We start from the raw sequence: 15,518 nt of genomic DNA on the forward strand, positions 1-15,518 counted from the left end.
GACACGGGCCCTCCCCTTGCCCGGTATGCTTATGTCGCGCGCTCAGGCGTCGGGCAGCAGGGAATTGAAATTCGCCTCCTGCGCGATAAGCACCGCCTGAGTGCGGCTTTGCACGCCAAGCTTGCGCATGATCGCGGTAACATGCGCCTTTACGGTCGTCTCCGCAATCGAAAGCTCATAGGCGATCTGCTTGTTCATCTGGCCTTCGCAGATCAGCTGCAGGATCCGCGCCTGCTGCCGGGTCAGATGCGACAGCCGCACCAGCGCGTCTTCCCGGGCCGAGGGCGGCCCGTCCACGTCGCTGTCGGCCAGCGCATCCTCGGGGGCGTAGACCTCACCGCGCATGATCTTGTCAAAGGCCTGACGGAAGGTCGCGCGGGGCGAATGCTTGGGCACGAAGCCCGCAGCCCCGATCCGGATGACCGACCGCATCAGCCGCGGTTCGGACATGGACGATACGATGACCACGGGCACCTCGGGGCAGGCCTTGACCAGCCGCAGAAGCCCTTCCAGCCCGTTCACGTCCGGCAGGTTCAGATCCAGCAGGATCACATCGGGAAAGCCATGCTCCTCCAGATGCGAAAGCCCCTCTTCCAGCGCGCCGACGGTCGCAACCTTCTCGATCCCGATGCTGGCCTTCAGCGTCATCGACAAGGCGTCGCAGAACAGGGGATGGTCGTCGATAATCAACGCGCTGTTCAAAGCGCCCTCCACCCTGATTGTTGGTCCTGTCATCTTACGGCCCGCTCCTCTTCGTGCCGTCCGACTATACCAAGCTTTGCACAGGCCCGCGTATTGGCGAAAGGTCGAATATGCCGGGCCTATCCGGATGCGCCTTTCGGGGCCGCCCGATGTGGCTGTCCGGGGCAGAGATCCGGGGCCGGGCAGCTTGTCAGCCCCCAGCCTAGGCCTCGGCCTCGACCACCTCGGCTGCAGCCTGCGCGATCAGGTCACGGATCCAGCGGTGCGGCCCAGACCGATGCGTCCGCGCCGTCCAGTGCATCGCGATGCTGATCTGCGCCGGCACCGGACAGGGGACCGCCGCAACGGCCGCACCGAAATGCTGCGCCACGCGGGTCGGCACGGTGGCGATCAGGTCGGTGCCGCGCAGCAGGTCGGGGATATCGGCGGGGCTGGGCACCTCGATCACCGTGTTCAGGCTGTGCCCCTGCGCATCCAGCATCACCAGAAACCTCGACCGGAAGTTGCCGCCATAGTTCACCACGATTTGCGGGACCTCGACATAGACCTTCATGTCCAAAGGGTTGCGCGCCAGCGGGTTGGCCGGGTCCATCACGCAGGAATAGCCTTCCTGCAGCAGCCCGCGCCGGTAATAGCCTTCGTCCTTGATCGCGATCGGACCGATCAGGATATCGCTTTCCGACCGGGTCAGCTGATCGCGGCCATAGACGGTCGAGGGGATGATCCGTAGCCGCAGGCCCCGCGCCTCTTGTCGGGCGCGATGGATCACCCGGGGCAGGATCACGATCCGTTCGTAAAGGTTGCAGCTGATGACGATATCGGCGCGGGCCGTGGCCGGATCGAAATCGCACGGGGTGATCAGCGCCTCGAAGCGGTCTGTCAGATCGACGGCCTGGACGACGATCTCGGTACAGCGTTCGGTCGGCACGATCCCCGCCCCCTGCCGCACGAACAGCTCGTCCTCGAAAACCTCGCGCAGCCGCGCGATCGTGTAGCTGACCGTCGGCTGGGTCAGCCCAAGCTGATCCGCCGCGCGCGAGAAACTGCCATGCACATGCACCGCCCGCAGCGTGCGCAGCGCGGAAAAGTCCAGGGTGAACGGATCGCGTGACATCACGGCCCCCATAGATTTCATCGATAGACTTCATAAAGGCAATCGAATTGCCCGATGTCAAACCTGCCCCTACCCTTCCCGGACATCGCTTTTGGGGAGGAAAGCAAGGATGACCACGGTGCTAGGGTCAGACGTCCCGGTGGACGACACGATCACCATTGCCCAGCTGACAGAGGATCCCTATCCGATCTACCGCCGCCTGCGGGCCGAGGCCCCGGTGCTGCGCGTGCCAGCCGTGAACCGCATCCTTCTGACCAAGGCGGCGGACACCAAATACGTCAAGGACAACTGGGAGCTGTTCAGCTCGGACGATCCGCTGACGCCGATGGCGCGGGCCTTCCAGACCCAAACACTGATGCGCAAGGACGGCGAGGCGCACAAACGCGAACGCAATGCCATGGCCCCGGCCTTTTCGCCCAAGAACATCCGCGGCTGCTGGCAAGAGATCTACACCAAAGTCGCCGAAGACTACGTCGGCCGCCTGCCCCGGGGCGAGACGGTGGATCTGTTCACCGACCTTGCCGCGCCCTATGCCGCCCGCTGCCTGACCCATCTTCTGGGCATCCCCGAGGCCACGGACGACCAGATGATCCGCTGGTCCCAGACGCTGATCGACGGGGCCGGCAATTTCGGCAATGTCCCCGCGCTGTATGAACGCTCCGACGCCGCGAATGACGAAATGAACGCGCTGTTCGACGCCTGTGCGGACCGCGCCCGCGCCGATCCCGATGCCTCTGCCCTGTCGGCCATGGTCAACGCCGACGACCCGATCGAGACCAGGCAGATCTATTCCAACATCAAGATCGCCATCGGCGGCGGGATCAACGAACCCCGCGATGCCTTCCTGACGATCCTCTTCGGGCTGTTCACCAATCCCGACCAGCGCGACGCCTGCGTCCGGGATGCCATGTGGGACACCGCCTTCGAAGAGGGCGTCAGATGGGTGGCGCCGATCCAGGCCTCGTCCCGGTTGGTGACCCAGGACTGCGAGATCCGCGGCCACCACATCGCCAAGGGCGAGGTCGTGATGACCATCCAGGCCTCGGCCTGCCGCGATGAAGAGGTCTACGGAGAGGCCGAGGATTACAACATTTTCCGGCCGCGTGCCCCGCACCAGGCCTTCGGCAACGGGCCGCATTTCTGCCAGGGCACCCATATCGCCCGCCGGATGCTGGCGCAGATCCTGCTGCCGATGATCTTCGACCGGTTCCCGAACATGACCCTGCCGGATCCCGGCGTGGTCAAGTTCCGCGGCTTCGGATTTCGCGGACCGCTGAGCCTGCCGGTGACACTGAACTGAACACTCACGGACGCGGGGCCGGTCGATCAGGCACCGGCCCTGGCACGACAAAAAAAAATAAAAACAAGACCAAGACTGACACTATAGCGACCAAGGGAGGATACCATATGATCCGTCGCGCATTCATGACCACGGTGGCTGCTGCCACCCTGGCCGCCGGGCTTGCCCCCGGCCTTGCCACCGCGCAGGAGGTGACGCTGCGGCTGCACCAGTTCCTGCCCCCCGTGGCCACCGTACCTGCCAAGATCCTGAAACCCTGGGCGTCCGAGGTTGAGGCGGCCTCGGACGGGCGTATCAAGATCGAACATTACGACAGCATGACCCTGGGCGGAAAACCCCCGGAGCTGATCGACCAGGCCATCGATGGCGTCGCCGATATCGTCATGACCGTAGTGGGCTATACCCCCGGCCGCTATCCCAAGACCGAGGTCTTCGAGCTGCCGTTCATGATGACCAACCCGGTCGCCACCTCGATGGCCTTTCAGGACCTGGTGGAAACCGATCTGCAGGACGGCGAATACAAGGACGTCAAGGTCCTGGGGGCCTGGGTCCATGGCCCCGGTGTGATCCACGCGGACAAGCCGATCCTGTCGGTCGAGGACATGAAGGGCGTGAAGATGCGCGGCCCGACCCGCGTCATCAACGACATGCTCAAGGAACTGGGTGCCGTGCCCGTCGGCATGCCCCTGCCCGCCATTCCAGAAGCCCTGTCCAAGGGCGTCGTGAACGGCACCGTCATCCCGTGGGAGGTCACGCCGGCCATCCGCCTGGCGGAACTTTCCAACAACCACACCGAATTCACCGGGGATCAGGCGCTTTATACCGCGACGATCATCATGGTGATGAACAAGGCGAAATACGACAGCATGCCCGACGACCTGAAGGCCGTTCTGGATGCGCAATCCGGCATGAAGCTGTCGGAATTCGCCGCGCAGGTGATGTGGGATGCGGACGCCCCCGCGCGTGAGATTGCCGTGAAGAACGGCAATACGATCAACGCCCTGTCAGAGGCCGAGGTGGCGAAGTTCAAGGAAAAGGCCGGGCCCGTGACCGACCGCTGGATCGCCGATATGGAGGCGAAAAGCATCGACGGCGCCGCCCTGATCGAGCAGGCGAAAGACCTGATCAAGAAGCACGGCGGCTAAGACTGCCGGCTTTTCCTGGCCCGCGCGCTCCAGTCCGCGCGGGCTTTTTCATCACCGAGACTGGCCCGAGTGGCCTGCCCCCGGGGCATGGGATTTGCGCCCCTGACCGGCAGCACAGCGCCAGCGGACCCGGCATTCCGCCCAAAATTGACGCAAATTAGCATCAGATTAGGCAAGAACTGCTTAAAATTATCCACAGACTCTGGTCCTCGGCCCGCTTTTGCCGCATGTAATGCGCTACCCCGCCCGCAAGTCGCCCGCCCTGACAGAAGGCCGATGGCGCGGTGGCAAGACACGCAAGACAAGCCAGGACCAACCTTGAGCAGACATTTCACATCCCGCGTTTTCAACGTGTTTGGCGACTACGCCCTGTCGATGCTGCAACGCCCCCGCGCGCTGCAGATCGCGGCGCTGTGCCAGCGGATGCATGAAGGTCAGCGCCAGGTTCTGCTGATCACCAGCCGGGGCTCAGGCCGCTGGATCATTCCCAAGGGCTGGACCATGCGCGGCAAGACCGCCGCCCAGGCTGCCGAGATCGAGGCCTGGGAAGAGGCCGGCGTCTGCCCCTCCAACGTCGGAGGAGAGGCGATCGGTTCCTACACCTATCACAAGGTGAAGCGCGGCGGCCTGCCCGTCCCGGTCGAGGTACTGGTTTATGGTGTCTGGGTCCGCTCCCTCTCGGACGACTTTCCCGAGGTCGGTCAGCGCAAGCGTGCCTGGATGACCCCGCAAGAGGCCGCGCCCCTGGTCGCCGAACCCGGTCTTCAGGACCTGCTGCGCAGCCTCTGATCCGGTGCCATCCCGGGCCAATGCCGGACCTTTCGTTCTGAAAAACCCGCCTCGACCGGCCCAATGGGCCGATTGCGCCCCCGTACCCGATCCTCGGGCAGCCGCGCCCGTGGCGCGTGCAAACTTGCCTGAACGCCCGCCATGCGGTATCGCCCCCCGATGCCCGCGCCCTGCCCAACCCGGACAGGGATCGCGAGGCCCGGAATGACCGACGCAGGGAGACGCCGATGCCAGACCAGAATATTGACCCCAGCCATCTGGAGACGCTTGACCGCGACCTTGGCCGGCTTTCGACGCTGGAGCAGGCGACGATCTACGTCAGCCGCCCGCTGATCGGACTGGGCGTCGGCCTTGTCTTCGTCGTCTTCGCCGCGCTTCTGGCCGCGCTGCTGTTCGGTCAGGCCAACAACGCCTTCGTGGTCGTCGTCGCCGCCGCCTTCGGGGCCTACATGGCGCTGAACATCGGGGCCAACGACGTGGCCAACAACATGGGCCCCGCCGTGGGGGCCAATGCCATGACCATGGGCGTGGCCATCGCCATCGCCGTGGTCTTCGAAAGTGCGGGCGCGCTGCTGGCTGGCGGTGACGTGGTTTCGACCATCGCCAAGGGCATCATCGCGCCCGAGAACCTTGGCACCTCTTCGGCCTTTGTCACCGCGATGATGGCGGCGCTGCTGGCCTCGGCGCTTTGGGTGAACCTCGCGACCTGGATCGGCGCGCCGGTTTCGACCACCCATTCGGTCGTGGGCGGCGTCATGGGCGCAGGCATCGCCGCCGCCGGCTTTGCCGCCGTCAGCTGGGGCCAGATGGGGGCGATCGCCGCCAGCTGGGTGATTTCCCCCCTGCTGGGCGGGCTGATCGCCGCGGGGTTCCTGTGGTTCATCAAGGCCAACATCATCTACCGCGACGACAAGATCGCCGCCGCCCGCAGTTGGGTGCCCGTCCTGGTCGGCATCATGGGCGGAGCCTTTGCCACCTACCTGGCGGTGAAGGGCGTGAAGAAGATCGTCAAGATCGACCTGGGCGACGCGCTGCTGATCGGCCTGGCCGCGGCCGTGGTCATCTGGCTGATCATGATCCCGATCATCCGCCGCCAGTCCCAGGGCCTAGAGAACCGCAACAAGTCGCTGAAGGTGCTGTTCGGCATTCCGCTGATCGTCTCGGCGGCGCTTCTGTCCTTTGCCCATGGGGCTAATGACGTGGCCAATGCGGTCGGCCCGCTGGCGGCGATCGTCCAGGCCTCAACCACCGGGGATTTCACCCATGCGGTCGGCATCCCGACCTGGGTCATGGTGATCGGTGCGCTTGGCATTTCCTTCGGCCTGTTCCTTTTCGGCCCCAAGCTGATCCGCATGGTCGGCGGCCAGATCACCAAGCTGAACCCGATGCGCGCCTATTGCGTCGCCCTTTCCGCCGCGATCACCGTGATCGTCGCCAGCTGGCTGGGCCTGCCCGTCAGCTCGACCCATATCGCGGTCGGCGGCGTCTTTGGCGTGGGATTCTTCCGGGAATGGGACACCGAACGCCGGATGCGCAAGATGAAGGCCGACATGGGCCAGCCGATCCTCGCCCCCGAGGAACGCCGCCGCCGCAAGCTGGTGCGCCGGTCGCATTTCATGACGATCATCGCCGCCTGGCTGATCACCGTGCCCGCCGCAGCGCTGCTGTCGGGCGGGATCTTCCTGGTGATCCAGGGGGTCATGGGCGCGATCATCTGATCCCGCGCCTGCGCAACAAAAGGGGCCGGAGGAGCGATCCTCCGGCCCTTTTTCATGCCCCCGGTACAGTCAGCCCAGGGGCCAGTGCACGCCTATTCCGCCGCGATATGCTGGATCGCGGTAAAGCCCTCGAACTTCGGCGCACCGGCGTGCAAGCCGGGCGAAGACAGGACCGCACCCCGGACATAAAAAACCCCGATGCCGTATCGGCACCGGGGTTTCCCTTTTCACCTGCGGCCCGATGAAGGGTCAGACCGTTGCCTGCCGCTGCTCGGACGCATCCGTGGGCACCAGCGCCAGAACCACGTCGGTCATCGACAGATGACCCACGGGCTGGCCGTCGCGCACCACGCGGAAGGCCTGATCGGTGCGGCCCTCGGCCCGGGCGATGACGCTTTCCAGCGTGTCGTTCACGTCGACGTCGCCATGCACCACCGCATCCGGCGTGATCCCTTCGGTCATCACCGTGCGGGCACGCAGAACGCGGGCGCGGTTGATGTCGGAAATGAAGTCCACGATGTAGGGATCCTCGGGGTGCATCAGGATGCGCTGCGGTTCGCCCTGCTGGACGATTTCGCCATCCTTCAGGATCACCAGATGGTCCGCCAGCTTCAGCGCCTCGTCCAGATCGTGGGTGATGAAGACGATGGTCTTGTGCAGTTCCTCCTGCAGTTCCAGAAGCAGGTTCTGCATGTCGGTGCGGATCAGCGGATCCAGCGCCGAGAAGGCTTCGTCCATCAGCATGATGTCCGAATTCGAGGTCAGCGCCCGGGCAATGCCGACCCGCTGCTGCATCCCGCCCGAAAGCTGGTGCGGATAGGACGCGCCGTAGCCATCGAGCCCCACACGGGCCAGCCATTTCTGCGCCTCGGCGTGGCGCTCTTCTTCCGGGACCTCGCGCACCTCAAGCGGCATCGCGGCGTTGTCCAGGACCGAGCGGTGCGGCAGAAGCGCGAACTTCTGAAACACCATCGACATCCGGGTGCGGCGCAGTTCCCGCAGCTCGGCCGGGTTCATCTTCATCACGTCCTGCCCGTCGACCAGGATTTCCCCGGTCGTCGGTTCGATCAGACGGTTGAGATGGCGGATCAGGGTAGATTTCCCCGACCCCGACAGCCCCATGATCACCGTCGTCTTGCCGGGATACATGTCGATGTCGATGGCCCGCAGGCCGACCACATGCTGGGTGGTTTCCAGCACCTCGGATTTGGACATGCCCTTCTGCACCTCGGGCAGGACTCTTTCGGGGTCCGCGCCGAAGATCTTGTACAGGCCGCGGATCTTGATCTGCGGTTCGGGTTTCGATGTGGTCTCGGTCATCGGGTGCTCCTTGACACGTCGACGCGGTTCAGCGCGGCCTTGGAGGCCCGGTCAAGCATGACGGCAAGCAGCACGATGCCCAGGCCCGCGATCAGTCCGACGCCGATTTCAAGGTTGCGGATGCCGCGCAGCACCAGCACGCCCAGGCCGGGGGCCGAGACAAGCGAGGCGATCACGACCATGGCAAGCGACATCATGATGGTCTGGTTCACACCGGCCATGATGTTGGGCAGCGCCAGCGGGATCTCGACCTTGAACAGCTTCTGACGAGAGGTCATGCCGAAGGCATCGGCGGCCTCGATCACATCCTTGTCGACCAGCCGGATGCCCAGGTCCGTCAGGCGGATCACCGGCACGATGGCGTAAAGGATGATCGCGATCCCGTACAGTTTCGATTCCGTGACCGAAAACAGGAAGATCAGCGGGATCAGGTAAACGAATGTCGGCAGTGTCTGCAGCAGGTCAAGCACCGGTATCGTGCCCTTCTGCAAGGTGTCGTTCTTCGACATCGCAATGCCGATCGGCACCCCGAATATCACGCATAGCCCCGTACAGACAAAGATGATGGCCAGCGTCTGGATCGCCACCTCCAGGTGGTCGATCGCGCCGAGGAAAACAAAGGCCAGCGCCACGAAGATCGTCACCGCGCGCGAGCGCGAGACATACCAGGTCAGCGCGATCAGCATCGGGATCAGCACCCACCACGGGATCGTGGTGAACAGCCACAGCGCCCCGTCCAGCATCCATGACAGCGGCTGCGTGATCGGATCCAGCACGACCTTCAGGCTGTTCTTGATGTCCAGGAAGAACCGTTCCAGGCCCGCAGTCATCTCGCGGGTCTGGGGAATGCGCGAACAGGCGTCATGCAGGCTGTCCAGCGACGGAAAGGGCAGCGGCCCGGTCGTCTCGTTCGGGTCGGCACCCTTGGCCTGGGCCAGAAGCTGCGCCATGGTCATGGGCCCGTCTTCCTTGCCGGCGTCGCACCAATCCCTCAATCCCAGTGTGTTAAACACACCGTCGTAATGTGCCATCTTCCCTGTCCCGTCCCGTTGCTATCTGTCGCGCGCATCTGAAAAGGGCGGGCATCATGTGACGCCCGCCCCTTGCCGAATTACTTCAGCAGTGCCGCCAGCTTTTCCTTGGCCGCATCGTTCAGCCAGTCGGCCCAGATGTCCTTGTTGGTGGTCAGGAAGTAGACCGCAGCTTCGTCTGCCGAAGCATTGTTTTCTTCCTGCCAGGCCAGCACGCCGTTCATCTGTTCGTTGGTGAACTGCATCTTGGACAGCATGTCGGTCACTTCCGGGTTCTCCGAGGCAAAGCTGTCGGTGACCACGGTCAGAACCTTCGCGGCCGGGAAGTCCGACAGCTTGGGATCGGCGCATTCTTCCAGGCCGTTGCACTTGTGTGCCTCGGCGTCAAAGGGACCGACGTCGACCTTGGTCATCGGGAACTGACCCAGGACCGAAGTCGGGGCCCAGTAGTAGCCGAACCAGGGGGCCTTGTCTTCGAAGGCGGCCGCGATCGAGGTCGCCATCGTCTCGCCCGAACCGTGCTGGAAGATCTCGATGCCGGCCTCTTCGACGCCTGCGGCGCGCAGGTTGTTGGCGTTCACCGTTTTACAGGCCCAGCCGTCCGGGCACTGGTGGAACCGGCCGCCGACCAGGTCGGGGTTGGCCAGGACGCCTTCCAGCGTCGCCAGCTCGGGGTGTTCCTCGACCAGGTAGGTGGGCAGCCACCAGCCTTCGACACCGCCGTCGGACAGGACGTCGGTCAGCGGCTTCACCTTGCCTTCGGCGGCCAGGCGGTCATAGACGGGCGCCGCGTTGACCCAAAGTTCGGTCAGGATGTCGGGCTCGTTGGTTTCCGCAACCGAGGTCAGCGCCGGGTTGGTCGAGGACGGCACGCGCGTCACGTCGCAGCCATAGCCCTGTTCCATCAGGAATTCGCCCACGGCGGTCACAACGGCCGAGGAGGCCCAGTTCATTTCGGTGATCGAAACTTCACCGCAGGACCCGTGGCTTTCAGCAAAGGCCGGGGCGGCAAAGGCACCCAGAAGGGCGGTGGAGAGAAGGATCTTACGCATTGCAGTTAACTCCCTGAGTATCAGCGTTCTTTTTCTGTCGCGGGTTGCCCCGCCGTTGGTGTCCCCTGCCCGCAGCGCGGACCGGGGAAAGGTGTCCGTTCATCGGCTGGTCCCCATCCTAAGGGGCGCGTCATGCCGGATGAAAGGCAGAAATGACGATAAGCGACGCGTTTCGTGTCGTTTTTCGACATCTTGACCCAGGGTCAGGTGCACCTTGGCACCCGATCCGGGGGGCGCGACCCTATTCGCCGCGCGGGTATCGTGCATTTTCCTCCACGACGTTCAGGTCCATGTGATTGCGCATGTAGCGCTCGGATGCCTTCAGCAAAGGCTGGTGATCCCAGGGGAAATAGGCCCCGTTGCGCAGCGCCTCGTAAACGACCCAGCGGCGCGCCTGGCTTTTGCGCACGTCGGCGTCGAACTGGTCCAGATCCCACCTGGCGTCGGCCTTGTCGCGCAGGGCCTTCAGCGTTTCGGCATGGGCCGGGTCCTCGGCCAGGTTGGTCATCTCGTGCGGGTCGGCGTCCAGGTCGAACAGCTGCTCGGGGTCCAGCGCGCAGCGGGTGTATTTGAACCGCCCCTCGCGCAGCGCCACCATCGGCGCATAGGACGCCTCGGCCGCGTATTCCATCGCCACGGGCGGACGCCCTGCCCCGTTTGCCACCGGCACAAGGCTGTGGCCTTCGGTCCAGGGGCTGACCTCGGACATGTCGACCCCGGCCAGATCACACAGTGTCGGGCAGACGTCGATATTGCTGACCGGCGTGTCGACGCGGCCCGCGGGCACCTGCGGTGCACAGACCATCAGCGGAACGCGGGACGAGCCTTCAAAGAAGCTCATCTTGAACCAGAGGCCGCGTTCGCCCAGCATGTCCCCGTGGTCCGACACGAAGAGGATCACGGTGTCCTCCTCCTGCCGGGTGCCGCGCAGCGCCTCGAGGATCTCGCCGATCTTGTCGTCAAGATACGAAATATTGGCGAAATAGGCCCGGCGCGACCGGCGGATGTCCTCTTCGGTGATCTCGAAACTGCGCCAGTCGTTGGCGTCGAAGATCCGCTTGGAGTGGCTGTCCTGCTGGTCATAGCCCAGATCCCCGATCTCGGGCAGCAGGTGGTCGCAGTCCTCGTACAGGTCCCAGTATTTGCGCCGCGCCACGTATGGATCGTGCGGATGGGTAAAGCTGACGGTCAGGCACCAGGGGCGGTCGTCATGGCGACGGCCCAGGTCATAGATCTTGCGGGTCGCGTTATAGGCAACCTCGTCGTCATATTCGAGCTGGTTGGTAATCTCGGCCACGCCGCTGCCCGTCACGGACCCCATGTTGTGATACCACCAGTCGATCCGCTCACCGGGTTTGCGATAGTCGGGGGTCCAGCCAAAGTCCGGCGGGTAGACATCCGTGGTCAGCCGTTCCTCGAACCCGTGCAGCTGATCGGGGCCGACGAAGTGCATCTTGCCCGAGAGGCAGGTGTGATAGCCCGCGCGCCGCAGGTGGTGCGCATAGGTCGGGATCGACGACGCGAATTCCGCCGCGTTGTCATAGACCCCGGTGACCGAGGGCAGCTGCCCGGACATGAAGCTGGCCCGCCCCGGCGCGCACAGCGGCGAGGCCGTGTAGCTGTTGGCAAACCGGGCCGACCGATCGGCCAGCGCCCGGATGTTCGGCACATGCAGGAATTCGGCCGGACCATCGGGGAACAGCGTCCCGTTCAGCTGATCGACCATCAGGATCAGGATATTGGGGCTTTTGGTCTTGGTCATGTGATCCCTGGAATATTCGGCCTTTTGCGTCTGACCCTGCCGGGCCTGGCCGTGGATGTCGGATCCGGCACCTGTCCGGATGATTTGCCTGCGGTTGCCCGGAAAAATCGGGCACGGGGTACGGTCATCACCTGTGACAGCCCCCTATGCGCACCCGTGGGTGGTATTCGCCTTGGCGCTGGCACAGGAGACAGGGTAGCAAGGTGCGATAAGAAATCATTTGGATACTGGTTATGCCTGATATTCGAAATCCTTATGCCACCTTTGGCCGCTACAGCGCCGATCTCAGCCTGTTCGTCCTGGTCGCCCGGGCCGGTCAGCTGTCTTCTGCCGCGAAAGAGGCCGGGCTGTCCCAGCCCCGGGTCAGTCAGCGCATCCGCGCGCTCGAGGACAGCCTGGACCGCCAGCTGCTGGTGCGGGAACGGCGCGGGGTGCGGCTAACGCCGGACGGGCGCGCGCTGTTCACTGCACTTCAGGGCCCCCTGCACGAGGCCAGCACCGCCTTTGAAACCTTCTGCCGTGTGCCCCGCCGCGAAGAGGTCGTGATCCTGACCGACATCGCCTTTGCCAGCTTTCGCCTGCTGCCCGAATTCCCGTCGCTGAACGCCGCCTTTCCCGATGTGGGCGTGTCGCTGATGTCGCGGCAGATGCCCGACGCCAGCCACAGTCCGAACGCCCACCTCATGATCCGGATGGAGAGGATCGCCGAGCCGCCCCAGGGCGGCGATACGCTGTTGTTCCGCGAACGTGTCTCGGCCGTCTGCAGCCCCGGCTACAAGGCCGACCACCCGGAACTGCGCGTGCCGCAGGACCTGCCCGTGCAGACCGCCATCGACCTTGTCGCCGGAGAGGACGCGCCCTGGTACACTTGGCGATCCTGGCTGTCCGAACTGGGGGTCGCGGGCGGCATGCGCGGCGAATACACCGCCTTCGATTCCTTCGATCACGTCATCCGCGCCGCCCGGTCGGGCCTGGGTGTGGCGCTGTGCTGGGAAGGGCTTCTGGACCTCGACGCCCCCGATGCGGGCCTGGTCCGCGCCGTGCCGCAGTTCCTGGAAAGCGACCGGGGTTACGTGCTGCGCCCGCTGTCGGGGATGGAGGATCCCAAGGTGGCGCAGGTGCACGACTGGCTGAGGGACACTTTCCAGATGGGCTAACCCCTGGGCCGGGGCCCGCCACATCATCATGCCCCCGCGATCCGCGTCAGGATCCCTTTGACCCTTGCAGGACTTTCTTCGACACTCCCCCCACAGACACAACGCCCGCAGACACAGCGCCCCTTTTCAGAAAGAACCGCCCCATGCAGATCATTCGTAGCGGAAGCACCCCCTCGGGCCCTGGCCCGCAGGTTTATTTCACCGGAACCGTGCGCATCGATCCGCTGTTTCAGATGCCGGACCCGGGCCGTACCTCGGGGGCCCATGTGACGTTCGAGCCCGGCGCCCGCACCGCCTGGCACACACATCCCGCCGGGCAGACGATCATCATCACCTTCGGGCGGGGCCGCGTGCAGCGGGATGGCGGCCCGGTAGAGGAGGTCACCGCAGGCGACGTGGTGATCTTTCCCGCCGGCGAAAAGCACTGGCACGGGGCCGCACCGGACACCGCCATGTCGCATATCGCGATACAGGAGACCCTGGGCGAAGGTCCCGTCACCTGGCTGGAAAAAGTGTCAGACGCGGAATACGCGGGCTAGACCGCCCTGCCCCGCCCCATTGCCGGGACTTCAATCGGACCTTCGCCCCTTTGGCGTTTGCCTAAGGGGCCCGGACCAATGCCTGGACCGAAACCGCAATCAATGCCGGGCCTCGCACATCCGAAAGCGTTGCTTGGACGGGCTGACGCCAAAAGCGCCCTTGTAGTGCCGCGCAAAATGGGTGGTGCTGCCGTAGCCGCAGGACACTGCCACCTGCATCACCGACATGTCGGTCTGCAGCAAAAGCCTCTGGGCGCGATCCATGCGCAACCGGCGATAATAGCTTTGCGGCGAAGTCCCCAGATGTGACCCGAACAGCCTTTCAAGCTGCCGGGTCGAGATGCCGACACGCGCGGCAAGATCAGGCGTCTGAATCGGCGTCTCAAGCGTGTCGCGCATGACGCGGATCGCGGCGTTCAGCTTGGCATTGCGCCGCCCAAAGGTGGATTGCACCGATACGGTCTGGCGTGCGCTTTCGTCCCGCACTGCAGTATAGACCATCTGATCTGCCACCCGGATCGCCACGTCCTCTCCGTGGGTGGCTTCGATGAAATGCAGCATCAGATCCGCCGCAGCCGCCCCGCCCGAAGCCGTGGCAAACCCGTCCTCGGCGACAAAGATGCTCTTGCTTAGCTCGACCTGCGGGAAATCTTCACCGAAAGTGTCGTGCAAGGTCCAGTGAACCGCCGCGCGCCGCCCGTTCAGCATGCCTGCCGCAGCAAGGACATAGGCACCGGAACAGATCGCCCCGATCTTCATGCCGCGCCGCCGTTCACGCCGCAGCAGCGCCAGCAGTGACCGCGAAACATGGTCACGCACGTTATTGCCCGACACCACGAACAGCCGATCAGCATCCAGTACCCCGCCGCCGCCCGCAAAATCCCCATGCACCAGCGTTGCAGCCCCGCTTGACGCCTTGGCCGCATGGCCGTCCTGCGACAGGAAGGACCAGCGATACAGCTCTTTGCCGCTGACCATGTTGGCGATGCGCAGCGGCTCTACCGCGTTGGCGAAGGCCAGGTGCGAGAAGTCCTCGACCAGGGCGAAAACGACATGTTCGGTCATCCGAGTCTCCGTTTCTGATGCCGGTATATTCCGCAGAATTCAGTTTGCATACAAGTTGTATTTTCTGCTAGGCCGAGTCGCAGAGACCTTCAGACCCGATCAAAGGCGCGCCCCGCATGGCCCCCAAGACCCGCAAGACCGACCTGGCCGACTGGCTCAAGCGACAGATCCTGACGCTGCAGCTGGCCCCGGGCAGCGACCTGGATGAAACCCAGCTGTGCGACAGCTTCGGACTGTCCCGCACCCCCGTGCGCGAGGTGTTTCGCGATCTCGACGGGCTGGGCTATGTGCAGATCCGCGAACAGCGCAGCCCCAAGGTCTCGGACCTCAGCCATGTCACGCTGCGCAACTTCTTCCTGGCCGCGCCGATGATCTACGGCGCCGTGCTGCGCCTGGCGGCGGGCAATGCCCGGCCCGACCAGATCACGGCGCTTAAGGCCGCCCAGGACGATTTCCGCGCCGCGCTGCAAAGCGGATCGGCCGAGGATCGCACGCTGGCCAATTACCGCTTTCACGAAATCACCGGCGAGATGGCCGGCAGCGTCTACCTGATGCCCAGCTTCCATCGCCTGCTGATCGACCACGCGCGGATCGGCATGACCTTCTACCGCCCCCAGGGCAGTGACACCGCGATGGACATGGGGCTGGCCAGCGACCAGCACGACCAGATCATCGCCGCGATCGAAGCCGGGGACGCCGCCACCGCCGCCCGCCTGGCCGATGACCACTGGGCGCTGTCGCGCGACCAGATCAGCCTGTTCCTGATGCCCGAGGCACTGGATCAGCCCCTTGGGCAGATGCCCCAACCCCGAACCGCATGAGGT

At 64.5% G+C, this 15,518-nt stretch carries 14 protein-coding genes; 7 read left to right on the forward strand and 7 right to left on the reverse strand.

The window, feature by feature from the left end; genetic code table 11:
* Nucleotides 1–42: 42 nt before the first annotated feature.
* On the reverse strand, nucleotides 43–735 hold the full coding sequence (locus tag BMX99_RS13245) for a response regulator transcription factor (protein WP_093452589.1): 693 nt from the start codon (nucleotides 733–735) through the stop codon (nucleotides 43–45).
* A gap of 169 nt (nucleotides 736–904) precedes the next feature.
* The gene (locus tag BMX99_RS13250) at nucleotides 905–1,816 is read right to left on the reverse strand and encodes a LysR family transcriptional regulator (RefSeq protein WP_170848722.1); all 912 of its coding nucleotides are present in this window, start codon (nucleotides 1,814–1,816) and stop codon (nucleotides 905–907) included.
* A 109-nt stretch (nucleotides 1,817–1,925) separates the two neighbouring features.
* Here BMX99_RS13250 and BMX99_RS13255 point away from each other — a divergent pair, with 109 nt between their 5' ends.
* The 4 genes from BMX99_RS13255 to BMX99_RS13270 all read left to right on the forward strand — a co-directional run bounded on the left by BMX99_RS13255 (nucleotide 1,926) and on the right by BMX99_RS13270 (nucleotide 6,768).
* Nucleotides 1,926–3,116 (forward strand): cytochrome P450, encoded by a 1,191-nt coding sequence (locus BMX99_RS13255; protein WP_093452594.1) that lies wholly within the window; start codon nucleotides 1,926–1,928, stop codon nucleotides 3,114–3,116.
* A gap of 107 nt (nucleotides 3,117–3,223) precedes the next feature.
* Nucleotides 3,224–4,261 (forward strand): TRAP transporter substrate-binding protein, encoded by a 1,038-nt coding sequence (locus BMX99_RS13260; protein ID WP_093452597.1) that lies wholly within the window; start codon nucleotides 3,224–3,226, stop codon nucleotides 4,259–4,261.
* A 318-nt stretch (nucleotides 4,262–4,579) separates the two neighbouring features.
* Nucleotides 4,580–5,050 (forward strand): NUDIX hydrolase, encoded by a 471-nt coding sequence (locus BMX99_RS13265; RefSeq protein ID WP_244525533.1) that lies wholly within the window; start codon nucleotides 4,580–4,582, stop codon nucleotides 5,048–5,050.
* Nucleotides 5,051–5,277: 227 nt separating this feature from the next.
* Nucleotides 5,278–6,768, forward strand: coding sequence for an inorganic phosphate transporter (locus tag BMX99_RS13270; RefSeq protein WP_093452600.1), 1,491 nt, complete (start codon nucleotides 5,278–5,280; stop codon nucleotides 6,766–6,768).
* 249 nt (nucleotides 6,769–7,017) lie between these two features.
* Here BMX99_RS13270 and BMX99_RS13275 read toward each other — a convergent pair whose 3' ends face one another.
* The 4 genes from BMX99_RS13275 to betC all read right to left on the reverse strand — a co-directional run bounded on the left by BMX99_RS13275 (nucleotide 7,018) and on the right by betC (nucleotide 11,933).
* Nucleotides 7,018–8,088, reverse strand: coding sequence for a quaternary amine ABC transporter ATP-binding protein (locus BMX99_RS13275; RefSeq protein ID WP_093452603.1), 1,071 nt, complete (start codon nucleotides 8,086–8,088; stop codon nucleotides 7,018–7,020).
* Nucleotides 8,085–9,119 carry an ABC transporter permease gene (locus BMX99_RS13280; RefSeq protein WP_093452606.1) on the reverse strand — a complete coding sequence of 345 codons (1,035 nt, stop codon included), beginning with the start codon at nucleotides 9,117–9,119 and terminating at the stop codon, nucleotides 8,085–8,087. Before BMX99_RS13280 ends, BMX99_RS13275 begins: the two co-directional genes overlap by 4 nt.
* Before the next feature lie 80 nt (nucleotides 9,120–9,199).
* On the reverse strand, nucleotides 9,200–10,171 hold the full coding sequence (locus tag BMX99_RS13285) for an ABC transporter substrate-binding protein (RefSeq protein ID WP_093452609.1): 972 nt from the start codon (nucleotides 10,169–10,171) through the stop codon (nucleotides 9,200–9,202).
* A 241-nt stretch (nucleotides 10,172–10,412) separates the two neighbouring features.
* Complete coding sequence (betC, locus tag BMX99_RS13290) at nucleotides 10,413–11,933, reverse strand: choline-sulfatase (protein WP_093452611.1); 1,521 nt, start codon at nucleotides 11,931–11,933, stop codon at nucleotides 10,413–10,415.
* A gap of 233 nt (nucleotides 11,934–12,166) precedes the next feature.
* Between betC and BMX99_RS13295 the strand changes: the two genes are divergently transcribed.
* Both BMX99_RS13295 and BMX99_RS13300 read left to right on the forward strand, forming a co-directional pair.
* Nucleotides 12,167–13,090 (forward strand): LysR family transcriptional regulator, encoded by a 924-nt coding sequence (locus BMX99_RS13295; protein WP_093452613.1) that lies wholly within the window; start codon nucleotides 12,167–12,169, stop codon nucleotides 13,088–13,090.
* 143 nt (nucleotides 13,091–13,233) lie between these two features.
* The gene (locus BMX99_RS13300; protein ID WP_093452616.1) at nucleotides 13,234–13,629 is read left to right on the forward strand and encodes a (R)-mandelonitrile lyase; all 396 of its coding nucleotides are present in this window, start codon (nucleotides 13,234–13,236) and stop codon (nucleotides 13,627–13,629) included.
* Nucleotides 13,630–13,728: 99 nt separating this feature from the next.
* Here BMX99_RS13300 and BMX99_RS13305 read toward each other — a convergent pair whose 3' ends face one another.
* A complete protein-coding gene (locus BMX99_RS13305; protein WP_093452619.1) occupies nucleotides 13,729–14,694 on the reverse strand; it encodes a GlxA family transcriptional regulator in 966 nt (321 codons plus the stop codon).
* Between the two features lie 116 nt (nucleotides 14,695–14,810).
* On the opposite strand from BMX99_RS13305, the gene BMX99_RS13310 reads away from it, so the two are divergent.
* Nucleotides 14,811–15,515 carry a GntR family transcriptional regulator gene (locus BMX99_RS13310; protein WP_093452622.1) on the forward strand — a complete coding sequence of 235 codons (705 nt, stop codon included), beginning with the start codon at nucleotides 14,811–14,813 and terminating at the stop codon, nucleotides 15,513–15,515.
* The last annotated feature ends 3 nt before the right edge of the window (nucleotides 15,516–15,518 follow it).

Origin of the sequence: Pseudooceanicola nitratireducens (assembly GCF_900109195.1) — a bacterium.
GTDB classification, from domain to species: domain Bacteria; phylum Pseudomonadota; class Alphaproteobacteria; order Rhodobacterales; family Rhodobacteraceae; genus Pseudooceanicola; species Pseudooceanicola nitratireducens.